Annotated in this window: 21 protein-coding genes and 1 pseudogene; 18 read left to right on the top strand and 4 right to left on the bottom strand. The window is 63.3% G+C overall.

What is annotated here, in order from left to right; all coding sequences use genetic code 11:
- The first annotated feature begins 2 nt into the window (after window positions 1–2).
- The 5 genes from INQ48_35070 to INQ48_35050 are packed head-to-tail and all read left to right on the top strand — an operon-like array spanning window position 3 to window position 5,598.
- Window positions 3–737 (top strand): Sua5/YciO/YrdC/YwlC family protein, encoded by a 735-nt coding sequence (locus tag INQ48_35070; protein QRF62737.1) that lies wholly within the window; start codon window positions 3–5, stop codon window positions 735–737.
- On the top strand, window positions 734–2,419 hold the full coding sequence (locus tag INQ48_35065) for a fatty-acid--CoA ligase (GenBank protein QRF62736.1): 1,686 nt from the start codon (window positions 734–736) through the stop codon (window positions 2,417–2,419). The genes INQ48_35070 and INQ48_35065 overlap by 4 nt, the downstream gene beginning before the upstream one ends.
- Window positions 2,412–3,809: a 3-isopropylmalate dehydratase large subunit gene (locus INQ48_35060; protein QRF62735.1), complete on the top strand. Its 1,398-nt coding sequence runs from the start codon at window positions 2,412–2,414 to the stop codon at window positions 3,807–3,809. The genes INQ48_35065 and INQ48_35060 overlap by 8 nt, the downstream gene beginning before the upstream one ends.
- On the top strand, window positions 3,806–4,432 hold the full coding sequence (gene leuD / locus INQ48_35055) for a 3-isopropylmalate dehydratase small subunit (protein QRF62734.1): 627 nt from the start codon (window positions 3,806–3,808) through the stop codon (window positions 4,430–4,432). The genes INQ48_35060 and leuD overlap by 4 nt, the downstream gene beginning before the upstream one ends.
- Window positions 4,429–5,598 (top strand): CapA family protein, encoded by a 1,170-nt coding sequence (locus tag INQ48_35050; protein QRF62733.1) that lies wholly within the window; start codon window positions 4,429–4,431, stop codon window positions 5,596–5,598. The genes leuD and INQ48_35050 overlap by 4 nt, the downstream gene beginning before the upstream one ends.
- Here the strand turns inward: INQ48_35050 and INQ48_35045 are convergent.
- A complete protein-coding gene (locus tag INQ48_35045; GenBank protein QRF62732.1) occupies window positions 5,558–5,836 on the bottom strand; it encodes a hypothetical protein in 279 nt (92 codons plus the stop codon). The genes INQ48_35050 and INQ48_35045 overlap by 41 nt on opposite strands.
- Window positions 5,837–6,379: 543 nt before the next feature.
- Here INQ48_35045 and INQ48_35040 point away from each other — a divergent pair.
- The 5 genes from INQ48_35040 (at window position 6,380) to INQ48_35020 (ending at window position 8,863) form a co-directional block, all read left to right on the top strand.
- A complete protein-coding gene (locus INQ48_35040) occupies window positions 6,380–6,787 on the top strand; it encodes a hypothetical protein (GenBank protein QRF62731.1) in 408 nt (135 codons plus the stop codon).
- 101 nt (window positions 6,788–6,888) lie between these two features.
- On the top strand, window positions 6,889–7,188 hold the full coding sequence (locus INQ48_35035) for a hypothetical protein (protein ID QRF62730.1): 300 nt from the start codon (window positions 6,889–6,891) through the stop codon (window positions 7,186–7,188).
- A gap of 98 nt (window positions 7,189–7,286) precedes the next feature.
- Window positions 7,287–7,649, top strand: a complete 363-nt coding sequence (locus INQ48_35030) for a hypothetical protein (GenBank protein QRF62729.1) — start codon at window positions 7,287–7,289, stop codon at window positions 7,647–7,649.
- Window positions 7,650–7,779: 130 nt separating this feature from the next.
- A complete protein-coding gene (locus INQ48_35025) occupies window positions 7,780–8,298 on the top strand; it encodes a hypothetical protein (GenBank protein QRF62728.1) in 519 nt (172 codons plus the stop codon).
- Window positions 8,299–8,422: 124 nt separating this feature from the next.
- Window positions 8,423–8,863, top strand: a complete 441-nt coding sequence (locus tag INQ48_35020; GenBank protein QRF62727.1) for a hypothetical protein — start codon at window positions 8,423–8,425, stop codon at window positions 8,861–8,863.
- Window positions 8,864–9,480: 617 nt separating this feature from the next.
- Here INQ48_35020 and INQ48_35015 read toward each other — a convergent pair.
- A complete protein-coding gene (locus INQ48_35015; GenBank protein QRF62726.1) occupies window positions 9,481–10,362 on the bottom strand; it encodes a LysR family transcriptional regulator in 882 nt (293 codons plus the stop codon).
- A gap of 221 nt (window positions 10,363–10,583) precedes the next feature.
- Here INQ48_35015 and INQ48_35010 point away from each other — a divergent pair, with 221 nt between their 5' ends.
- The 3 genes and pseudogenes from INQ48_35010 to INQ48_35000 all read left to right on the top strand — a co-directional run bounded on the left by INQ48_35010 (window position 10,584) and on the right by INQ48_35000 (window position 12,960).
- Window positions 10,584–11,357, top strand: a complete 774-nt coding sequence (locus tag INQ48_35010) for an SDR family oxidoreductase (GenBank protein QRF62725.1) — start codon at window positions 10,584–10,586, stop codon at window positions 11,355–11,357.
- A gap of 21 nt (window positions 11,358–11,378) precedes the next feature.
- Complete coding sequence (locus INQ48_35005; protein QRF62724.1) at window positions 11,379–12,458, top strand: polysaccharide deacetylase family protein; 1,080 nt, start codon at window positions 11,379–11,381, stop codon at window positions 12,456–12,458.
- A gap of 211 nt (window positions 12,459–12,669) precedes the next feature.
- Window positions 12,670–12,960 (top strand): annotated as a pseudogene (locus tag INQ48_35000) (transposase domain-containing protein).
- Between the two features lie 74 nt (window positions 12,961–13,034).
- Here INQ48_35000 and INQ48_34995 read toward each other — a convergent pair.
- Window positions 13,035–13,934 (bottom strand): LysR family transcriptional regulator, encoded by a 900-nt coding sequence (locus INQ48_34995; GenBank protein QRF62723.1) that lies wholly within the window; start codon window positions 13,932–13,934, stop codon window positions 13,035–13,037.
- A 97-nt stretch (window positions 13,935–14,031) separates the two neighbouring features.
- On the opposite strand from INQ48_34995, the gene INQ48_34990 reads away from it, so the two are divergent.
- Both INQ48_34990 and INQ48_34985 read left to right on the top strand, forming a co-directional pair.
- Window positions 14,032–15,015: a tripartite tricarboxylate transporter substrate binding protein gene (locus INQ48_34990; GenBank protein QRF62722.1), complete on the top strand. Its 984-nt coding sequence runs from the start codon at window positions 14,032–14,034 to the stop codon at window positions 15,013–15,015.
- Window positions 15,016–15,030: 15 nt separating this feature from the next.
- On the top strand, window positions 15,031–16,980 hold the full coding sequence (locus INQ48_34985) for a 3-isopropylmalate dehydratase (protein ID QRF62721.1): 1,950 nt from the start codon (window positions 15,031–15,033) through the stop codon (window positions 16,978–16,980).
- A gap of 822 nt (window positions 16,981–17,802) precedes the next feature.
- Here the strand turns inward: INQ48_34985 and INQ48_34980 are convergent.
- Window positions 17,803–18,858 carry a DJ-1/PfpI family protein gene (locus tag INQ48_34980; protein ID QRF62720.1) on the bottom strand — a complete coding sequence of 352 codons (1,056 nt, stop codon included), beginning with the start codon at window positions 18,856–18,858 and terminating at the stop codon, window positions 17,803–17,805.
- An 87-nt stretch (window positions 18,859–18,945) separates the two neighbouring features.
- On the opposite strand from INQ48_34980, the gene INQ48_34975 reads away from it, so the two are divergent.
- The 3 genes from INQ48_34975 to INQ48_34965 are packed head-to-tail and all read left to right on the top strand — an operon-like array spanning window position 18,946 to window position 21,646.
- On the top strand, window positions 18,946–19,644 hold the full coding sequence (locus INQ48_34975) for a DJ-1/PfpI family protein (protein ID QRF62719.1): 699 nt from the start codon (window positions 18,946–18,948) through the stop codon (window positions 19,642–19,644).
- 29 nt (window positions 19,645–19,673) lie between these two features.
- Window positions 19,674–20,888 (top strand): ABC transporter substrate-binding protein, encoded by a 1,215-nt coding sequence (locus INQ48_34970; protein ID QRF62718.1) that lies wholly within the window; start codon window positions 19,674–19,676, stop codon window positions 20,886–20,888.
- Window positions 20,888–21,646 carry an ABC transporter ATP-binding protein gene (locus tag INQ48_34965; protein QRF62717.1) on the top strand — a complete coding sequence of 253 codons (759 nt, stop codon included), beginning with the start codon at window positions 20,888–20,890 and terminating at the stop codon, window positions 21,644–21,646. The genes INQ48_34970 and INQ48_34965 overlap by 1 nt, the downstream gene beginning before the upstream one ends.
- The last annotated feature ends 2 nt before the right edge of the window (window positions 21,647–21,648 follow it).

Below are 21,648 nucleotides of genomic sequence, written 5' to 3'. Positions count from 1 at the left end.
ACATGAACAGCATCGATATCGCTGGCGACGCCCGGCGCACCATGGACATCATCAAGGCCGGCGGCATCGCCATTGTGCCGAACGACACCGGCTATGCCTGCTGCGGCTCGTCGATGGACCCGCTGCAGAGGATCTACGACACCAAGCAGCGCGGCAGCCACAAGCGCAATGCCATGGGCGCGGACCTCGAGACCCAGCGTGAGCTGCAGCGGCTGAGCCCGCGCGCGCAGCAGATGGTCGAGGCGCTGGTGGCCGACCACGACCTGCCCGTGGGCGTGATCGGCAGCTTCCGCGCCGGCCATCCGCTGCTGCAGAAGCTCGGCGACGAAGGCATGCGCGCCAGCTCGGCCGTCGGCACCATCGGCATCCTGCTGAATGCGGGCCCGTTCCACAAGGAACTGTCGCGCCTGAGCCGCGAGGAGGTGGTGCCGTTGTTCGGCTCGTCCGCCAACCTGACCGGCACCGGGCCGCGCTTTTCGGTCGACGAAATTCCGCCGGAGATCAAGGCCATTGCCGACATCACGATCGACTACGGCCTGCGCCGCTACCACACCTACCGGCGCGCCGGGACGCTGATCAACTTCGACACCCTGCAGGTCGTGCGCATCGGCGCCTGCTACGAGCTGATCTCCGGCGTGCTCAGGCGCTGGTTCGGCCTCGAGCTGCCACCTGATCCTGGCTTCGAGCAGCTGCCCTCGGGGCACCTGAACGAGTTTGGCCTGAAAGGCGTGGAATGAGCGGGCCGGCGCTTCTTGGGCTGATGCAGGAACAGCCCCTGCTGATATCAAGCCTGATCGTGTTTGCCGAGCGGCATCACGGAGACGGCGAGATCGTCTCGCGACGGGTGGAGGGCGACATCCACAGGACCAGCTGGGCCGAAATCGCCCGCCGCTCGCGGCAGGTCGCCAACGCGCTGGACGCGGCCGGTGTCGCGCCCTCCGGCCGCGTCGGCACCATCGCCTGGAACGGCTACCGCCACCTGGAGCTGTATTACGGCGTCAGCGGCGCGGGCCGGGTGCTGCACACGCTCAACCCAAGGCTGCATCCCGACCAGGTGGCCTGGATCATCAACCATGCCGAAGACGACGTGCTGTGCTTCGATCTGAGCTTCCTGCCGCTGGTACAGGCGGTGCATGCGCGTTGCCCCTCGGTGCGGCAGTGGATCGCTCTGTGCGATGCGGACAGGCTGCCCCAGGACAGCGGCATACCCGGCCTCCTCAGCTATGAAGCCTGGATCGACGCATGCAGCGACCGCTATGACTGGCCCGTGTTCGACGAGAACACGGCGTCGAGCATGTGTTACACCAGCGGCACCACCGGCAACCCGAAGGCGGCGCTGTACAGCCACCGCTCCACCGTGCTGCACGCGTACGCCGCGGCGCTGCCTGACGCCATGGGCATCTCGTCGTGCGACTCGGTCCTGCCGGTCGTTCCGATGTTCCATGTCAACGCCTGGGGCATTCCCTATGCGGGCGCACTGACCGGCTGCAAGCTCGTGTTTCCGGGCCCGGCGCTGGACGGCAAGTCCGTCCATGACCTGATCGAGGGCGAAGGCGTTACCTTTGCCGCCGGCGTGCCGACCGTGTGGCAGATGCTGCTGGCCCACATGGAGGCCGGCGGACTGCGCTTCACCGCGCTGAACCGCACCGTGATCGGCGGCGCGGCCTGCCCGCCGAGCATGCTGCGCGCCTTCAGGGAGCGCTACGGCGTCGAGGTGTTGCACGGCTGGGGGATGACCGAGATGAGCCCGCTGGGCACGGTGTGCACGCTGAAGAAGAAGCACCTCGCGTGGCCGGCCGAGCAACAACTGGCGGTCCTGCAAAAGCAGGGGCGTGCGCTGTTCGGCGTGCAGATGAAGATCGTCGGCGAACAGGGCGAGGACTTGCCCTGGGACGGCAAGGCCTGCGGCGACCTGCTGGTGCGCGGCCCCTGGATCGTGCGCGAATACTTCAAGGGTGAGGGTGGTAACCCGCTGGTCAGGGACGCGGACGGCGCCGGCTGGTTTCCCACGGGTGACGTGGCCGCCATCGACGCCGACGGCTACCTGCAGATCACCGATCGCAGCAAGGACGTGATCAAGTCCGGCGGCGAATGGATCAGCTCCATCGACATAGAGAACATCGCCGTGGCGCACCCTGCCGTGGCCATGGCCGCCTGCATCGGCGTATCCCACCCCAAGTGGGACGAGCGGCCGATCATCGCGGTCGTGGTGCGCCCCGGCGCGCAGCTCGCAAAGGAGGAACTGCTGGACTTCTACCGCGGCAAGACGGTGGCGAAGTGGCAGGTGCCCGACGACGTGGTGTTCGTCGAGTCGATCCCGCTCGGCGCGACCGGGAAGATGCTCAAGACGGGGCTGCGCGAGCAGCTCAGGGACTACCGGTTGCCGGATGTGACGGCGGCCACCACAACCAATGGATAGCCACATGCCATCCACCACACTGGACAAGATTTGGAACGCGCACAGAATCAAGTCCTCGGCCGATGGCCTGGACCTGCTCTTCGTGGACCGCCACTACCTGACAGACCTGAGCGGCACGCTCGGCCTGGAGGACTTGCAGGCGGCGCGCCGCCCCATCCGGCGACCCGACCTGAGCGTGGCCATTCCCGATCACATGATCGAAACCGAGCCCAACGGCGAGGCGGCAACGCTGCCGGCCAACCGCCGGTTCGTGGAACCGCTGAAGCAGTTGTCCGCGCAGGCCTCGATCCAGCATCTCGGCCGCGAGTCGGGACGGCAGGGCATCGTCCATGTCACCGCGCTGGAAGACGGCCTGACCTTGCCCGGGCTGCTGGTGGTCTGCGGTGACAGCCACACGACGACCCACGGCGCGGTCGGCGCGCTGGCGTTGGGCATCGGCTCCACCGAGGTGGCGCACGTGCTGGCCACGCAGGCGATCTGGGTGAAAAAGCCGCACCAGGCCAGGGTCCGCCTTATCGGGCGCACCGGCGCGGGCGTATTTGCAAAGGACATCGCGCTGGCTCTGATCGCCAGCCTGCAGGCAGACTTCGGCCGCGAGCATGCGCTGGCCTTCGAGGGCGAGGCTGTGGACCGCATGTCCATCGAGGAGCGCGCGACGCTTTGCAACATGGCGGTTGAACTTGGCGCCCGCATCGGCTACGTCGTGCCCGACGAGACCACCTTCAGCTACCTCGCGGGGGCGAGGTCGGCGCCGGTGGGCGACATGTGGGACGCCGCCGTCGAGGCATGGCGCGCGCTGCGGCCCGACGAGGGCGCGGTCTACAACAAGGAAGTCGAGTTCGACGTGTCCGGCCTGCTGCCGCAGATCACGTGGGGAACCAGCGTCCAGCATGGGATGGCGATCGACGCAGCCGTCCCCGGCGGCAGCGAACTGGAGGCGTCGCGCGCTTACATGGACGTCAAGCCGGGGCAGAAGCTGGAGGCCACGCCGATCCAGCACGTCTTCATCGGCTCATGCACGAACAGCCGCATCGAGGACCTACGCATCGCCGCCGGCATTGCCCGCAAGGGCAAGGTGGCCAGCGGTGTGAGGGCCTGGGTGGTGCCGGGATCGCAGGCCGTGCAGCGGCAGGCCGAGGCGGAGGGGCTCGACGTGATCTTCCGCGAGGCCGGGTTCCAATGGCGCAAGCCCGGCTGCTCCATGTGCGTGGGCACCAACGGCGACACCGTGCCTGCGGGCGAGCGCTGCGTGTCCACCTCCAACCGCAACTTCGTGGGCCGGCAGGGCCCCGGCGCGCGGACCCACTTGGCCAGCCCGGCGACGGCCGTCGCCTCGGCGCTGGCCGGGACGATCGCCGATCCCCGACCCCTGATGGATGCACAGCCATGACCGTCCCATTCCTTCGCCATTCCGGCCGCGCGGCCAGCCTGCCGCTGGACAACATCGACACCGACGTGATCATCCCGATGCAGCAGTTGCTCAGCGTGCCGCGCAGCGAGCTCGGGCGCTGCGCCTTCAATGCGCTGCGCTACGACGAACAAGGCAATGAGCGCGCGGATTTCCAGCTGAACACCACCAAAGGGCGCGGCGCCAGCGTGATCGTGGCCGGCCGCAACTTCGGCTGCGGCAGCTCGCGCGAAGGTGCGGTCTATGCGCTGGCCGGCCTCGGTGTGCGCGTGATGGTCGCAAGTTCATATGGCGACATCTTCTACAGCAACTGTTTGAAGAACGGCATCCTGCCCATCATGCTTTCCCAAGCCGACCTGGACAGTGTCCACGAGGCCATCGCAGGCTCTCAGGAGCCGGTTGACGCCGCCATCGACCTGCAGGCGCAGCGCATTGCCCTCAGCACGGGCCTGTGGTTTCCCTTCGAGATCGACCCGGCGCACAGGCAGCGTCTGATCGACGGGACGGACGAGGTGGCGCTCACACTACAGGCCGAAGATGACATCCGCCGCTTCGAGCAGGGCGACCGTATGGCCCGCCCTTGGGCGCAACGGGCGGACGCATGACGGGCGGCCCGCAGCAGGCCTCGGGGCTGGTTCGCCTCGTTGCCGTCGGCGATGTCTTCCTGAACCGCGACAACCCGGCGGAGTCGTTCGCCCACGTCGGCGAGCTCCTGAAGGCAGGAGACATCACCTTCGGCAATTCGGAAGGCACCTACGCGGTCAACCAGACACCTGACGCCCACATGATGGCCGCGATCATCGCACCGCCCGACAACATCAACGCGCTGGCGCAGACCGGGTTCGACGTCATGTCGGTAGCCAACAACCACATCAACGACTGGGGCCGCGCGGGCATGCAGTCCAGCGTCGAAAGGCTGCGCCGCGAGGGCATCCAGCCCGTGGGTTATGGACGCAACCTGGACAAAGCTTTTGCCCCGGTCCATGTGACATCCGACGGCAAGCGGGTGGCCTTCGTCGCCGCATCAATGATCGGTTCGTGGAACGCTGCGGCCACGGCCGATGGCGACGGCGTTGCCATGCTGGAGATCGAGACGGAGTACCACGACCTGCACCGGCAACCCGGCAGCCCGCCGCATGTGCGGTCACGGCCGACCGGAGCGGCCGCGGCGCGTGTGGCCCGCAGCTTCGAGGCCGCGAAGAAGGACGCGGACTTCGTCGTGGCAAGTTTTCACTGGGGCGTGCACTGCTTTCCCGCCAGCTTGGCGGAGTACGAAGGCATCCTGGCGCGGCTCGCCATCGACCATGGGGCGGACGTCGTGTTGGGGCACCACCAGCACATTCTCAAGGGCGTGGACTTCCACAAGGGCAAGCCCATCCTGCACGGGCTCGGCAACTTCGCATTCGACCTCGTGGACATCGAGAAGATCGCGTCGCCCGCCGCGGTGCGCGAGACCATCGAGATTTACGGCGAGTACGGCATTTTCTCGCGCGAAGGTTACTCGACCGTGCCCTTCCATGAGGAGTCGCGGATGACGGTGGTGGCCCATGTCGGGCTTCGGGCGGGTCACGACCCGGTCGTCGAACTGACGCCGTGCATGATCAACACGAAGGGCCAGCCGGTGCCGATTCCCGCGTCAGATGAAGCTGCGTTTGCCCGCTTCCTGGCCTATGTGAAGCGGATTCACTGGCTAGCGGATCTGGACAGTGACATCCGCCAGAACGGTGACCTCATTTCGATGCGGCCCGGCCCCCGTCATGCAGGACGGTGACGCAGGGCCAGCGGCCGTCATCCGGTGCGCATCTTGCGGCGCAGGCAGTGATGTCGACGGGCGCGACGACGCTGGGGGGCGATGCGACGTTGCAAACGTGCAGCAGTGACCAGGTGACCGTCAGGTCCTGCACCTTGCGCACGTCGATCGTCCCGGCGTCAATCATTTTCGACGGCGCCGAACACGGCAGTACGCTGTGGCCCACGCCATCCGCGGCGGCCTGAGTGCGGATGCGCACGGCATCGGCCTTCAGTACGATCTGAGTCGCGTGCCGGCATCGATCATGGCGGTGTCGAGCAGCCCCCGCCGTCTATGCGCAGAACTGTCCCGGAAAGTTCAGGAATGTGTTCCCGACTTCACGTGAGCTCAAGCTGATGGGCGAAAAGCTGTTCTAAGTTGTTGATTTGCTGAAGGATTTCCAGTGGAAACCATTTTCAGCCGCCGACTTCGCGGCTCGTCTCCAGATTGAAAGATCGAGCGCGTCCAAGCTGCTGTTGCGATAAGACGACTTATCGAAACAGCTGCGCTCCTTAAAGGGTCATGTCCGGCTGCCTGTGCGGAACGCCATGGAACATTCGAGAACGCGGCCACGCAGAATGCGCAGCTTGCGATCGATCGTCGAACTAAACGCAAGGATCCCCGCCGACGCGGCCGTGGCCTCTCTCGCCTGCTTCGCCGCTAGAGCGGCAAAATACAGCCACAAGCCACTTTCGGCCACAAGAGGACATCGAAGGAATTCGGCGAATGCCTTCAGAAGTTCTTCACCACACCAATCACCCACATGCCGTGCTATTCCCCTTGGAACGAGTACCTAGAGCTAGGTACCCCACAGTTTGAACAGGCGAAGGCTGTCGTCGTGGCCAAGCTCAGGGCGGTGACGCACATCATCGACTACTACTACCAATCACACGGCTTGCAACTGCCGGCACTTGCCGAAGGCACGGTGATCGATTCGCACCGCCAGCCTCGATCGCTGCGTGAGTTCGCCTTGCGCGAGATGATCTGCCACCACTTCTCCTGCGATGGGGTCGACTTCTGCTCCCTCTACGATGTTGCATCGTTGCTGAGTCCGCAGGTTGAAAAGGAGAGAGCCTATCTGGCGGTAGTGCTACCCTGTGCGACGCTTATGCGAACGCACAAGGAGCGCTTTGCGCCCTCAAGGAGGGCCGAGGATCGCCTTGACTTCTGAATCAATTTTTGCGGATCGGATTTGGGCCTGCCGGGGCCTGTCGGCGTGAGTCTGAATCCGGCCAGAACCGGACATTCACACTCACGGCTTGAAAGAAATCGATGGCTTGGATTCGAGACATCAACGGTCTCTACAACTTCATCGGCTATGTCGTGCTTTGCGCACCGGACAATTTTCCGGTCAGGGACTACCTTACGGCCGATCAGCAAATGACGCTGGATCGGGCGTTTGCTGAACTGCGCCACGGAGTCAAGTTGGTCATGGCTGACGCTCCCGACTTGCCGCGCATCAACGATTTGGAGAGCGTGCTCGACGAGGCGCTCGGCCTGTATCGAAGCGGAGAGATAGTTCGGGCGGCCCAAGGACTTCACGACTTTGAAGCGATGATCTTCAAGTCTTGAATCGGCCAAGAGCAGAAGTTTGGAGGGGCAATTTGTCATCCTTGATGTATCTCGAAGATGGGCGGGCACTGAACCGTTCCAATCTAGGCTACTGCGGCATGCTGGTCCTAATCGCTCGCGAAATTCCCGAACAGCACAAGAGGCTACGCACATGGTTGGAGGACCTCTCCGACCGAACTGCACCCTTCTGTGAGTTCGACATACGCGGGCTGTCGGACGAACATCGACAGACGTTTTGGACTGCCGCCGCTCGTGCTGGCGTGATCATCCGAGCGAAATACGGTGGCGACGCGATGCCGAATAACGCGTGGGCGGCGGAAAGCCTCCTGCATTTGTTGCGAATGCATAGCAGCATCGTGGCTGGCGAGCCGCCGTCGGCTCTTAACGATCTGGATATGACAACGCCGTATTCAGGTATGCCTGAAGATCTTCAACTGCTCTGGCGTGATGCGACAGCCTGACAGGTCTCGGCCCAATCGCCGCTTCGGGCCCCACTGCGGCGGCCGCGCGACCGGCTACAGTCGGCCAAGACCAGTCATTCGGGCCCTCAAATTTGCTCCAAGGCGGTCGTTCCTCCCATGCATCTACCTCATGCCAATTGACGTTCTGCTCTCGGTTCCCGCCGGCGGAAAGACCGCGCAGTATCTCTTGCTTTGCGCATCGCTTCGCGACGCCTTGAGCGTTGCGAAGGTGAGTGAGCAACTTCTGCTCATCGACGCGAAGTCCGCCTTGTTGCTCGAAGACGTCTACGGGCATACACATAAACCACCGGATTCTGATGAACTACTTTGGCGTACGGAGAACGCTCGTCCTGTATTGCACGAAGCCGACCTCCGCGATGGCGAAAAGGAGGGCTACCTCGGAAAGTGGAATCTGGATTTCCTTACATGGCTTCGACAAATTGCCGTCGCAGTTTCCGAACCGGTCGCGATCGAATACGAGCACGAACGTGGCGACACGCCCTATGAGTCGGCTTGGTGGACCTGCGACCCACTTTCGGAAACTGGCGAAGTCGAGACCTTTGGTATCCAGAGCAACGATGGAATAGACAAGCCCGAATGGCGTGCTGAGGTAGTACGTTGTGCAGATGGCCGCATCGAAATTCGCTGAACGAGGCGGCATACGGCCAGGACCGGTCACTTGGCGTCGGAGCCAGACACCCTCGGAAGCGGTCTAGTCATCTAAATCCGCGTTACGCAGCTCAGTGGCAGCATAGAAACATAGGAGGAATGCAATGGGATTACTTTCCGACTTCTTCGTCGCGAATGAAGGAGAAGCCGCGCGCTATGCGGACCGGATGAGCGAAGATGACCAGGGCAAGGCCATTGCATTGCAATTGCGCCCGGCTGAGTACAAAGGCTTCACCGACCTTGAAGTAGGCACTTTGTGGGCAATCCTAGAAGGGAAGGAATGGGATGCTGACCTGCACGCGTTGGAAAGTGACGAGGGCGGCGATGAAGGGGACTCCTGGCTCTTCCGGTTCCCAGATCGGCTAGTCCAACTTCTTACTCACGTCGAACACTCGGCGCTTGATGCTGCACTCCCCCGATGGGCCGACACCGAGGAGCTTCAAGTGGATGTGGCGGAACTGCGACCTGTGGTGCTGGATCTTCAAAGACTCGCTAAACAGGCGATTGCTGAACAGAAGTCGCTGTATCTATGGGGTAGCTTATGAACGCCTCTCGGATCATCTGACCGACGACGACTTTGCGGGGTATTGAACTTCGGCTTTGTACCGATGGAGCCTCAGATACGTTGACGGCATTCGGCCAGGAGCAGACTCCCGGCAACGGCCGCTTCAGGGCAGTGAAATTTGGCGCCTCGATCCAAAATCAATGGTTCTAGAGCTCGGCGGCCACATGTGTGAGTGCTTGATCGCCGCGCACGCGACCACGGCCGGGCGCTAGCGTCCGAGATCCGCCGGGGTCTGGCGCACTTCCAAGATGCCCTGATCTTGCAGGGCGGCGACGGCGCCGTCCATCTCGTGCTGCGCCTACGGGACGCCGTGCGGTGGCACGCGTTCCAAGCGGCGCCGGCCAGCCACGGCGTGACGTTCGAGACAATCGATTGCGCCGCTGTCGGCCACTGGCCACGTTGAACATACTCTGGCCCCCGGGCATACGGACGCGGCGAGCCGGGCTATCGCGCTCGACGCGTTAGAGGCCACCCCGCGCGCGCTGCGTGACTGACGTCGAACAGCGATCGAGTCGCCAAGCTTCCCGCCGCACCGTGGAATGACCCAGTCATTGGGCTGTAGCGCTTACGACCGGAAGTCGACTGTCGAGTGCTTTTTCAGACGCGTTCCGCTAGACCGGCCGCGAAGTAGTCGGTCACCTGGCGCACGCGTGCCGGAATGAACTTTCGGTTGGGCCAGATGAGGCTGACATCCCGGGTTTCGCCGATGAACTGATCTAGCACTGTCACGACGCCCGCCGCGCGCAGGTCATCGGTGAACGAAGCCCGGTAGAACATCCCGATGCCCACGCCGGCCTGCACTGCCGACAGGATCGTGTCGACGGTGTTGGAGGCGAGGTTTCCGCCTACGCGCACGCTGAACGGCCCCTCGGGCCGGCTGAACGTCCACTGGTCGATGCCGTTATAGACGATGCAGTTGTGGTGCACGAGGTCCTCGGGCGTCTTCGGCACCCCGTGCCGCTCGAAGTAGTAGCGCGACCCCACACAGACCAGCGACGTGGTGGCCACGCGCTTGACCACGGCGTCGGGGCTGCGCAGCGGGCTGATGCGGATGGCTAGGTCGATGCCCTCGGTCAGCAGGTCCTGCACGCCATCCGTGAGCTTGAGCTCCAAGCGGAGCTTCGGATGCAGCGCCAGCAGTCGCGGCACGATGGGCAGCACGTGGAGGCGGCCGAAGGTGGTCGACGCCGCGATCCGCACCAGTCCCGAAAGCTCCCCCATGCTGCTCATGAGCTCGCCGTCCACCTGCGACATCTCGTCCAGCAGCGGCTTGATGCGCTCGTGGTACCGCCTCCCGGCCTCCGTCGGGGTCACGCTGCGCGTGGTGCGGTTGAGCAGCTGCGCGCCCAGCCTCCGCTCCAGCGCGCCGACGGACTTGCTGACCGCCGACTGGGATTCGCCGATGCGGCGGGCGGCGGCCGAGAAACCGCCGGCCTCGACAACCGCCGCGAAGGCGGTCAGCTCCTGGAATCGATCCATGGGGTGTGCCCTGTTGCGTGCGGCCGGGAGGTGGCAGCCGTGGCCGATGCTCCGCGACGGATTTATTCCAAAACGGACTAAGTGTAATCACGACGAGCCAGATTATCACCGACTTGGAAGCTAATTAGCATGACTGCAATGCCTCTGGATGGCATTGCACCCGTGAAGGCCGACGCCGCGGCGCCGGCTTACCCCGTGATCAGCGAACCAAGGAATTCAACATGACTTCAACAACCCACCCGCAAGCCGCGGCACCCGCCGTATCCACCTCCCTGGCAGGTAAGACGGTCGTCGTCGTCGGCGGCAAGTCCGGCATCGGCTTCGGCGTGGCGCAGGCCGCGCGGGCAGCGGGCGCGACGGCAGTCGTCGCCAGCCGCCGCCTCTCGTCGCCGCAGGAGCGTCCGGATCTCGCCGGCTTCCAGCAGGTGAGCCTGGATATCCGCGACGAGTCGAGCGTGAGAGCGGCGTTCGACGCCATCGGCGTGTTCGACCACCTGGTCGTCACCGCCGCGCCCGATCTCGGCACCTGGGGCGCGTTCATGGACGCGGACATGAGCGGCGCGCGCAGCTACATGGAGGGCAAGTACCTGGGCAGCTGGGCCTGCGCCCGCCATGGCTCGCCGCACCTGAACGCCGGCGGCACGATCACATTCCTGACCGGCGGCATGGCCGTGCGGCCGAAGGTCGGCTTCACCGCCGTCACATCGGCGTTCGCCGCGGTGGAGGCGCTGTCGGGCTCGCTCGCGATCGAGCTCGCACCCACCCGCGTGAACACGATTCGCCCCGGCTTCATCGACACCGACATGTGGGCCTTCCTGCCGGCCGAACATCGCGACGGCCTGCGCAAGAAGGTGGAAGAGACCTTCCCCGCGCGGCGCGCGGGAAAGCCTGAGGACGTGGGCCATGCCGCAGTCTTCCTCATGACCAATCCGTACGTGACCGGCACCGTGCTCGAGGTGGCCGGCGGCGAGAACCTGGTCGCCAGCGTTTCCTGAATCACCGACGAGGGGCACGACATGACCGAATTCGATCTTTCCTTACGCGGCGCCGACGGGTTGCGAACGGGCCGCCGCTCCTTCCTGGCCCAGGCCGGCGGCGCCGTGGCCGGCGCGATCGCCACGGGCGCGCTGCTGGGCGATGCGCACGCGCAGTCCGCCGGCACGCCCGCGGGCCGCGCGCCCGACGGCGCGACACCGGCCGCCTCCCGCGGCGGTAAGGGCCTCTGGCCGAACGGTGCTCGCCTGGCGGTGAGCGTCTCGATGATGTTCGAGGGCGGCGGCCAGCCCATCTCGGGTGCCGCGGGGCCGATCCCGATTCCGATCGACAAAGGCGTGCCCGACCTGCCGACCAACGCCTTCTTCGCCTATGGCCGCTATGAAGGCATCCCGCGCGCGCTGGACCTGTTCGACAAGCACCGCATCAAGGTGTCGTCGTTCATGATCGGCGAGGCCATAAAGAACGCCCCCGACTTGGCCCAGGAGATCGTGCGCCGCGGCCACGAGGCGGCCGCTCACGGGCCCACCTGGAGCAATTCGTACAACCTCTCGCGCAGCGACGAGAAGCGCTTCATCGCGGAATCGGCCGAGATCATCCACAAGGTCACGGGCCAGCAGCCGGTGGGCTGGAACGCGTTCTTCTTGCGCAACTCGGTGCACATCCTCGAGACGCTGCAGGAACTCGGCTTCGTGTATCACATCGACGAGCCGAGCCGTGATGAGCCGTTCATCATTCCGGTCAACGGCAAGGACTTCGTGACGGTGCCGTATACGTTCCACCTGAACGACATCTCGGCCTACCCGTTCGAGGGCTACAACCCGATCGCCTACGAGCAGGCGTTGAAAGACGAATTCGACCAGCTCTACGAAGAAGGCGCGAATGGGCGGCGCATGATGCTTGTGGGATTCCACGACCGCATTAACGGACACGCCAACCGCATCCGGGTGCTGGATCGGTTCTTCACCTACGCGCGTTCCAAGCCGGACGTGTGGTTCGCGCGCAAGGACGAGATCGCCCGCTGGGTGCTGGCGCATCGCGAGGACACGCCTATCGTGCAGCGCGGCCCGGCCGCCATCTCGGGCCTGCCCGGGCCAGATTGATGCACGCGCCAATTCCAGATGCAACACTGCGGAGTTCTTGGGCGGTATCCTCAGTCGGCAGCAGCTGACTGTCACGAGTGTCCGGTCTCGGGCAGTACGATCGGTGGCTCGAGTGTCGCATACGGGCCCATAGCCGACATACGAGGTTCTCGAAAGCGGACGCTCGCTGAATGTTCGGTTCAGAGCACGCCTTACAGCTGCTTCGGGCCCTTACTTGCTGAGCAACTGGATGGCGCTGACGCGCTTCGTGACCGAGGGTCGAGTCGAGGCCCACAACAACGCCGCAGAGCGCGCTGCGCGACGTCGCGATCGGACGCAAGAAATTGCTGCACCTCGGCTCGGACAACGGCGGGATCAGCGCTGTGGTGATCTACACCTTGATAAGCTCGGCCAAGCTCGCCAGTATTGACCCACAGGCCTACCTACGCCACGTGCTCGAGCGCATCGCCGATCTCCCATCAACCGCATAGACGAGCTGCAGCCGTGGGCGGTCGCTAGCGAAACTTCCGGCTCTAATGCGACGTCCGCGCGAGCGGCCAGAAGACTCGCAGTGACCCTAGCATTCGATAAAGCCGCTTACTCGGTGAGCCGCTGCCGCAACGCTTCTGCCACCAGCAGTGCAGCGCGAGATACATAAGGCTCCTTTCGAAAGCAAATGACGAAGCGTCGCCGCGCCCACTGATCCGAAAGAGGTATGAGCTTGACAGGAAGATCCCTCGCGAATGGCTCCGCGACCTCCGCAGTCAAGATTGCGACCCCGAACCCGGCCGCCGCAATGCGCACCACTGCCTCGAAGCTTTGCACCTCGATGTGGGCGGCAATGCTCTTGCCTGTTACCGCAGCATACCGGCGTAGCATGATTTCCATCATGCTGCCTGGCATTGCGCTAATGTGCTCATAGTCCAAGGTCTCGCTGAACGCGACTGAGCTTCGCCGCGAGAGTGGATGACGGTTCTGCACCACCACGCAGGCATGGTCTTCGCGATAGGGAATTGCCTCCAGTTCGGAAAGGTCGGCAGCATCCCAGCAGATGCCTAGGTCAGCGCTCCCCTCGCGCACAAGACGTACCATTTCGGTGGACGCAGCCTGCTTCAGTCGAATCTTGAGTGACTGGTGTTGTTGAAGCACGGTGACGATGTCCTGAGGCAGGCTGCTAGAAAGGGGCGCTAGGCCGGAGAGGATGGTCACGCTTCCTTCGCCGCCATGAGCCAGGTCGGACATTGCGGTGCGCATTCGCTCCATGCTGCCTAGCACCTCCCGGGCGTGCCGTGCGAGCGCTTGGCCGGCTTCCGTTGCCTCCATTCCTCGAGCGCCGCGGCGCAACAGGGTAAGTCCAACCTGGCTTTCCAGCGAAGCCATTCGCTTGCTGACTGCAGACGCCACAGTAGCCTCACGGTCTGCGCACCTGACGATGCTTCCCTCCTCGCACACAGAAAGAAAAAGGCGAAGCGTGTACGGGTCGAAGTCTGATCGCATGAATTTTCCCTTTCGGAAAACACTATGCACGAAATGCCATCTCCCGGCCTGTAGGGCAATCTAGAGTTGTCTCTCCCACAGAAAGACGGAGACAAAAATGCCAGTTCCTTTAAAGGTCATCGCTGTCGGCTCACTTGCTTGCAGCTTGGCGGCAGTTGCAATGCCTGCACCGGCGGAAGAGACCTATCCCGCAAAGCCGATCACGCTCGTCGTGCCCTTTGCGACGGGAGGAAGCGCCGACATCCTCGCACGTGTGCTAGGGAACGTCGTCGGGGAGTTGCTCAAGCAATCCATCATCGTAGACAACCGGTCGGGGGCTGGCGGCTTGGTCGGCACGAGCCTGGTAGCGAAGGCACCTGCAGATGGATACACCCTACTTCTCGCAACAGACAGCTTGTACGCCATCAACCCAGCGCTGTACGGGAAGAAAGCTGAAGAAGCAATATCTGCCCTGACTCCAGTGGTGCATCTCGCCGAGGCCCCGCTGGTGATCGCCATCAACAATGAATCGCCAGCGAACGATTTCCCCAGCTTTCTTGCGTGGGCTAGATCGAGCCCTAAGCCGCTCAGCTTCGGGACTCCTGGGATCGGCACCGACCATCATCTGCTCGGAGAGCTCATCAGCAAAGCTACCAAGGCGCCGTTGAATCATGTGCCATACCGGGGTGCGGGCGCGGCCCTTGGCGACTTAGCCGGCAAGCAGATCGATTCGCTCATCACCCTGGTTTCAACCGCGCAACCTATGTTGAGCGCGGGTCGAATCAAGCTGATCGGGGTGGCGTCGACGCAGCCCTATGCACCGCTACCGCAGCTATCTCCAATCGGGCAGACCCTCAAAGGCACAGACATGCTCGTCAGCTACAGCTTGATGGCACCTGCCAGTACGCCGCCGGCGGTTGTGGCCAAGCTGAATGAAGCTTTCAACGAGGCGATGAAGCGTCCAATTGTCAGCAGCAAACTCTCGGAACTGGGCCTCACACCCACAGGAGGATCGCCCAAGGTCTTCGCCGAGCGAATGAAGTCCGAGAGGAAACAGCGCGAAGGTATCGTCCGTGACGCCAACGTGAGGCTTGTCGAATAGTCAGATCGGGAACACATGGAAAAGATAAATTTCTCCGGCCGAATCCTCTTCCTGGCTGAGGATCCCCACCTTATCGAGCGGCAGCTCCAAGGCGAAGATCTCCGCCTTGCAGAGGCCGGGAAGCTGCGCGACGATGTGTCGACCGATGAAATCACGCCGGGCTGGACGTGCTTCTACGTCGACGAAACCTTGGGACGCTACCCCTACGTCGGATTGACGTGCGGCGGCAGGCGACCGGTTCAGGCCGATGACGTGAAACGCGGTGGCTTCACGGTCACAGTCGCCGGCGCCCGCTATGGAAAAGGATCCTCGCGAGAGGCAAGTCCTTACGCGGAGCGCGTGGCAGGAATCCGCCTTGTGATCGCAAAAAAGTTTGAGCGCATCTACCGTCAGAACTGCCACAACCTAGGGATCTACACCTCAAATGACTTTGCACTGATCGATCGCATTCAGGCAGGAGAAGAAATCCCTGTTGCCGAGCTCGTCGAAGGCCTCGACTCGGTCACGACTGAAATCCTCTGGCGTGGAGGGCTCTTCAATTTCACCAAAGCGCGTCAGAACGGCCAGATTGAATTACCCCGAGCCGAACTCCCAATGAAGCCCATGAGCTTTGTCGAAAAAATCATGGCACGTTCAGCGCTCAGCGCTTCGGCGGGTGCTGAAGCCAGTCAGCAGATTCATTTCCTTCGCGTCGACTGGCGCTACTCCCATGACTACGTGACAGGCATGTGTGCTGCGTTCATGGAGAAGGCCATGGGCTCCCGAGTGCAGCTGCACGATGTCTCGTCCATCAAATGCTTCGCTGACCATCTCGTCTACGTGCCGCAGACGATGTCGGCCGAAAAACGAGCAATGGGACTGCTCGACTCCGCGATGGCCATGGGCGTCATGCAGCACAAATTCTGCGAGCGCTATGGCGTACAGCTTCACCACCACGCCCCGGGCCGCAGCGGCGCCGAAGGTATCTGCCACTCGATCATGACCGAGCGCTACGTCTTGCCGGGACAAGTGGCAATTGGCACCGACTCGCACACGCCGCACTGTGGAGCGCTCGGCGCGTTCGCGTTCGGCGTCGGAGCGACTGAGATGGCCAATGCCTGGATCACCGGCGACGTAAGAGTAGCCACGCCCAAAGTATGCCGCGTCAGGCTCGACGGTCGCCTCAACGCCCACGTCGATGCCAAGGATGTCGTCCTGCATTTGCTGCAGCTCGACGAGATCAAGAGCGGCGCTCTTGTCGGCCTAGTCTTCGAGTACTGCGGAGAGGCCGTGTTGCACATGACCACCGATGCCCGAGCGACGCTGACCAACATGGTGGCCGAGATCGGCGGAATGACCGGCCTGATCGCCCCGGACGATGAGACGGTGAGATTTCTGCGCGAGCGCCGGGGCGTGGATTTTGTCTTGGAAGATTGGATGCACAGCGATGCAGAGGCACTGTATGCCCACGAGATCGTCGTCGACTGTTCCAGCCTCACGCCGATGGTTGCACTGCCTGGAGACCCAGGTCAGGGCGTTCCAGTCTCTTCTCTGGAGGCCGCCGTCCCGGTGGACATTGCCTATGGTGGATCTTGCACCGGCGGCAAGTTCGAGGACATCGCGGCTTATCACGAAGTACTCGCTTGGGGCGTCGAGCGCGGACTGCGGATCGCATCCGGGGTTCAGTTCTTCCTACAGTTCGGCAGCCAGGACGTTAGGCGTCGAAGTGAGCAAGCAGGGTTCGTACAGTTGTTCAAGGACCTCGGGGTCCAGCTTGTCGATCCGGGTTGTGGTGCTTGCATCAATGCGGGGCCCGGTGCATCCGAGCGGGCCGAGCAGATCACCATCAGCGCGATCAATCGCAATTTCCCCGGGCGCTCAGGGCCTGGCGCGCTTTGGTTAGGGAGTCCATCGACTGTTGCCGCGAGTGCGCTCGCCGGGCGGATCTTGAGTTTCGATCAGCTTCGCGATCAGGTGGAGTCCTGAGCAATGCGGCAATGGAACTTGTTGATGGCTACCAGAACTGCAATTGCTTGGCAGTGTACCCATGCTTGACCGAGTGTTGCGTCCCGCACGCTCCACAAGGAACGAGACTTCTGTCGCTCAAGTCGTCCTTAGGACTGGTGAAGTAGCCGCCGATGGAGAGCCTAAGGTCGCAGCTCGTACATTTTGGCTCGGTTGGCATTCTCAGAAGTGCGAGTGTCGCAGCGAGCCAGTTTGGCCGAGCTAGCGACCGACCACTTTCGGCCGCATTCTGCCTGCCGCCTCATGCGTTGAACGCGAGCCTCTGAGCGCTTAGGTCCACAAGCAAGACCGTCGGACTGTCGAGCTCGGCGCCCGTGTGTAACGACGTGAGGACGGCGGACCCATGCTCGGTGTCTTTCCCTCGCGCTCGCTCAGCACACGGTCAGGCTGGATGTCCAGGAGCGAACCTTACATTCCGCTGGACTTTGCAAACTTCAGGGCAAGCACTTTTGCCTGAGAGGCCGCCTTATCCCGGGAGAGGCACCGAATGGAGTTGGATATGAGCTTTGAAACTGAGGGGTCGCAGCGAAGGTCGGCATCTGGCCGACTGTAGCCGGTCGCGCGGCCGTCGCACCCGCTGCACCAGGGCTTCAAGCCCTTTGCCCAGTCCCTCTACATCGATCCGTCGGAAGATCTCAATGCTCCGCCCACGCCCATCTTTGGACAAGCTTTTAGAGCCAGCGAGCAGCCTTCGTGAGCAAGCTCCTGGTCATTTGCCTCCCACGTTGAAGCATCGGGGCCCTCCACCTACCCAATTGAGAAAGGCACTACTGGTGGACACCTTCAGACAACACGCTGGCTTGCCAGCACTCCTTGTGCCGCGGGATCCTGCGCGTAGTTCGTACTTTTGCCATCCGGCCGCGACGCCGCTTGCGTGCGGCAATGCAGTTCGCGGAACAGCAGCGGTGTCATGCCGAAGCGCCGCTCGAAGGCTTTGGACAGCTGTGCGCCCGTGAGGTAGCCTGTGCGCGCCGCGATCTCTTTCAGTGACATGCCGGCCGCGAGCAGGTTGCGTGTCTGGTCCAGCCGCAGCGTCTCGACGAAATGCGCGGGCGTCTCGCCCGTACTTTTGGTGAAGCGGCGTAAAAAGGTGCGCTCGGACATTGCCACTCTCTCGGCCAGGCGCGGCACGTCCAGCTGCTGCGTGAGGTTCTCGCGCATCCAGTCGATCAGAGCTGCGAAGGGTGCATCGGCATGCGACTGCGCTGTCAGCACCGGACTGAACTGCGATTGGTAGCCGGGCCGGCGCGCATAAAGCACCAAGCGCTTGGCGATCACGTGGGCGACGGCATTGCCCAGGTCTGCGGCCACCATTTCCAGGCTCATGTCGATGCCCGTGGTAACGCCAGCGGAGGTCCACAGGCGCCCATCGTTGACGAACAGCGCGTTGGTGTCAACGGATACCCCAGGGCAGCGCTCGGCAAGGTTGCCACAGGCCGACCAATGGGTGGCCACGCGCTTTCCCTCTAGCAGGCCGAAATGTGCCAGCGCGAAGGTGCCGGTGCAGATGGAACCGTAGCGGCGCGCGCTCCTGCTTGCCTTGACGGCCCATCTGCGCACGGCATCGATGGCCACTAACTGCTGCAGGCCCGAATCATCGCCGCCGGCGATCAGCAAGGTGTCGACCTCACTGGCGGGCAGCTCCTGGACCGGCCGGGTCACCATGGCCACGGCGCTGCTGGTCTGCACGGTTCCGCCGTCGGCCGAAAGGATGTGCACCTTGTAGTGGGCCTTGCCCAGCGCGTCGTTGCCCGCCTCGAACACCATCGCCGGACCCGTCACGTCCAGCACTTGGCAGCCCGGAAAGGTCAGGATCGCAACGTTCAGCGGGTCAGACATTTGGCGGATATTAGCCTGCGTTTGTCATTTACGCCAAAGCTGACGGCTCCAACAATTCGCCATCAACACGACGCCTACAACAGATTCATGACAAACCCTCTGCAGATTGGATTTCTGGTCTTCCCCGATGTCACGCAGCTCGACCTCACCGGCCCTGCGCAGGTGCTCAGCCGCGTGCCGGGTGCCCGGGTCCACCTGGCGTGGAAGACGCTCGAACCCCTGAAGACAGACGTGGGCTTCAGCCTCAACCCGACCACCAGCTTTGCGGATTGCCCGCCCCTGGACGTGCTGTGCGTGCCTGGTGGTATGGGCGTTGTCGGGCAGATCAATGATGCAGAGACGCTGGCCTTCCTGCGCCAGCAGGGCGCCAGCGCGCGCTACGTCACATCTGTCTGCAACGGCTCACTGCTGCTGGGCGCGGCGGGGCTGCTGCAGGGTTACCGGTCAACCTGCCACTGGATGTGGCGGCATTACCTGACGCAGTTCGGCGCCGAGCCTGTGGCTGCGCGCGTGGTGCGTGACCGTAACCGCCTTTCAGGCGCCGGGGTGACCTCTGGCATCGATTTCGCTTTTACCTTGGCCACCGAACTGGCCGGGGAAGAAGCAGCGCGAATGATTCAGTTGGGCCTCGAGTACGACCCTCAGCCACCGCTGGACAGCGGCTCACCGGAAAAGGCCGGGGCCGATCGCGTCGCACGGGCGCGTGCGGTGCCGGCGGCATGGCTGCGGGACGTGGCTGAACCGCAGATTGCACAGGCCGCGCGCCGGCTCGCCACTATTCCCTGATCTCGAACCCACATCTCGAAGGAAGCCCCATGACACTCCGTACCTGCACCCTCGCGGCCGCATTGCTCACAGCGCTGCCATCCTTTGCACAGATCTCGGACGGCGTCGTCCGCTTGGGGGTCATCAACGACCAGTCCGGTCCATACGCCGCGCTGACTGGCCCGGGTTCCGCGCTTGCGGTGCGCATGGCCGTGGAGGACATGAAGGCACAGCTTGGCGACACGAAGGTCGAAGTGCTGGTCGCCGACCATCAAAACAAGCCCGACGTAGGGCTGACCATCGTCAAGCGCTGGTTTGACGTGGACAAGGTGGATGCCGTGCTCGACATCGCCAATTCTGCAGTGGCGCTGGGCGTGCAGTCCGTCATCAAGGAAAAGAACAAGATTGCGCTGTACGGCATCGTTGGCACGACCGAACTGACCGGCAAGCAGTGTGCCAAGACAGGCTTCTCATGGGTGCACGACTCCTACGCGCTGGTCTCCGGTCCCGCCCGCACCCTGACCAAGGCCGGGCAAGACAGCTGGTACTTCGTGGCGGCCGATTTCGCATTCGGCAAGAACATGGTGCAGGAAGCCAAGAATTTCGTTAACGCCAGCGGCGGTAAGGTCGTGGGCGAGGTCTTCCATCCCATGGGCACCTCGGACTACAGCTCCTTTCTACTGCAGGCCCAGGCATCCAGTGCGAAGGTCGTCGCCTTTGCCAATGCCGGCGCGCAGTTGGTGAACTCGATGAAGCAATGGAAGGAGTTCGGCATGCAGGACGGCAAGCAGCGCCCCGTCTCGCTGTTGCTGTCGATCACCGATGTTCACGCGGCCGGTATCGATGTGATGCAGGGCCTGTCCGGCACCTCCGCTTGGTACTGGGATCGCAACGACGACACGCGCGCGTTCGCGCGCCGATTCTTCGAGCGGCACAAGGCCATGCCCACCGAGTCGCAAGCTGGCATGTACTCCGCCACTACGCACTACCTCAAGTCCGTGCTCGCCATCAAGACCGATGCGACCGATGCGGTGGCCGCGCAGATGCGCAAGACGCCGGTGAACGACATGTACGCGAAAAACGCCACATTGCGTGACGATGGCAAATTGGCGCACGACTTCCTCCTGGTCACGGTGAAGTCCAAGACTGAATCCAAAGCCGCATGGGACTACTACAAGATCTCCGCCGTCATTCCTGCGAGCGAGGCCTACATCCCTCTGCCCCAGAGCGACTGCCCGCTGGTCGTGGCCGCCAAGGCGAAGTGATGCAGTCCGCCATCGGTGGATCGACCGTTCTCGTTGCGCGCGGCCTCACGCGTAGCTTTTCGGGCTTCACGGCTGTCAAGAACGTGGACCTTACCGTGAAGCACAACACTGTGCATTCCGTGATCGGCCCCAACGGCGCTGGCAAGAGTACGCTGTTCAATCTGCTCACACGCTTCCTGGAGCCAGATGCGGGCAGCATCGTCTACCGCGGCGCGGACGTCACGCGAATGCCGCCCGCGATGTTGGCGCGCCTCGGCGTGGTGCGCTCGTTCCAGATTTCCGCGGTGTTTCCGCATCTCACGGTGGCGCAGAACGTCTGCGTACCGCTGCAGCGGCTATCGGGCTTGCAAAAGGTGTTCTGGCGCTCTGCCTCATGCCTGAGCGCCTTGGACGACAAAGTCCATGGGCTGCTGCACCAGTTCGGCCTCAGCGATTGGGCCGATACCCTCGCGGGCGAACTGCCGTACGGCCGCAAGCGCGCGCTTGAGCTGGCGACGACCTTCGCACTGGAGCCGGAGCTCGCGCTGTTGGACGAACCGATGGCCGGCCTGGGCACGGAAGACGTGGCGCGCGTCACTGACCTCATCGCCGCGCAAGCCGGCGCGCGGACCATCGTGATGGTGGAGCACAACCTCAAGGTGGTCGAGCGGCTGTCCGATACCGTCACCGTGTTATGTCGCGGAGAGGTGCTGGCAGAGGGAAGCTATGCGGAGGTGGCTGCCGACCCGCGCGTGCTCGAGGCCTACATCGGACACTGAAT

Origin of the sequence: Variovorax paradoxus (assembly GCA_016806145.1) — a bacterium.
Taxonomy (GTDB): Bacteria; Pseudomonadota; Gammaproteobacteria; order Burkholderiales; family Burkholderiaceae_C; genus Variovorax.
Note: the sequence above shows the minus strand (reverse complement) of the source record. Positions and strands in the feature narration are given on the sequence as shown.

Coding starts and splice junctions, on each gene's coding strand:
- INQ48_35070 (QRF62737.1), top strand. CDS start 3: ATGAACAGCATCGATATCGCTGGCGACGCCCGGCGCACCATGGACATC.
- INQ48_35065 (QRF62736.1), top strand. CDS start 734: ATGAGCGGGCCGGCGCTTCTTGGGCTGATGCAGGAACAGCCCCTGCTG.
- INQ48_35060 (QRF62735.1), top strand. CDS start 2,412: ATGGATAGCCACATGCCATCCACCACACTGGACAAGATTTGGAACGCG.
- leuD (QRF62734.1), top strand. CDS start 3,806: ATGACCGTCCCATTCCTTCGCCATTCCGGCCGCGCGGCCAGCCTGCCG.
- INQ48_35050 (QRF62733.1), top strand. CDS start 4,429: ATGACGGGCGGCCCGCAGCAGGCCTCGGGGCTGGTTCGCCTCGTTGCC.
- INQ48_35040 (QRF62731.1), top strand. CDS start 6,380: ATGCCGTGCTATTCCCCTTGGAACGAGTACCTAGAGCTAGGTACCCCA.
- INQ48_35035 (QRF62730.1), top strand. CDS start 6,889: ATGGCTTGGATTCGAGACATCAACGGTCTCTACAACTTCATCGGCTAT.
- INQ48_35030 (QRF62729.1), top strand. CDS start 7,287: ATGCTGGTCCTAATCGCTCGCGAAATTCCCGAACAGCACAAGAGGCTA.
- INQ48_35025 (QRF62728.1), top strand. CDS start 7,780: ATGCCAATTGACGTTCTGCTCTCGGTTCCCGCCGGCGGAAAGACCGCG.
- INQ48_35020 (QRF62727.1), top strand. CDS start 8,423: ATGGGATTACTTTCCGACTTCTTCGTCGCGAATGAAGGAGAAGCCGCG.
- INQ48_35015 (QRF62726.1), bottom strand. CDS start 10,362: ATGGATCGATTCCAGGAGCTGACCGCCTTCGCGGCGGTTGTCGAGGCC.
- INQ48_35010 (QRF62725.1), top strand. CDS start 10,584: ATGACTTCAACAACCCACCCGCAAGCCGCGGCACCCGCCGTATCCACC.
- INQ48_35005 (QRF62724.1), top strand. CDS start 11,379: ATGACCGAATTCGATCTTTCCTTACGCGGCGCCGACGGGTTGCGAACG.
- INQ48_34995 (QRF62723.1), bottom strand. CDS start 13,934: ATGCGATCAGACTTCGACCCGTACACGCTTCGCCTTTTTCTTTCTGTG.
- INQ48_34990 (QRF62722.1), top strand. CDS start 14,032: ATGCCAGTTCCTTTAAAGGTCATCGCTGTCGGCTCACTTGCTTGCAGC.
- INQ48_34985 (QRF62721.1), top strand. CDS start 15,031: ATGGAAAAGATAAATTTCTCCGGCCGAATCCTCTTCCTGGCTGAGGAT.
- INQ48_34980 (QRF62720.1), bottom strand. CDS start 18,858: ATGTCTGACCCGCTGAACGTTGCGATCCTGACCTTTCCGGGCTGCCAA.
- INQ48_34975 (QRF62719.1), top strand. CDS start 18,946: ATGACAAACCCTCTGCAGATTGGATTTCTGGTCTTCCCCGATGTCACG.
- INQ48_34970 (QRF62718.1), top strand. CDS start 19,674: ATGACACTCCGTACCTGCACCCTCGCGGCCGCATTGCTCACAGCGCTG.
- INQ48_34965 (QRF62717.1), top strand. CDS start 20,888: ATGCAGTCCGCCATCGGTGGATCGACCGTTCTCGTTGCGCGCGGCCTC.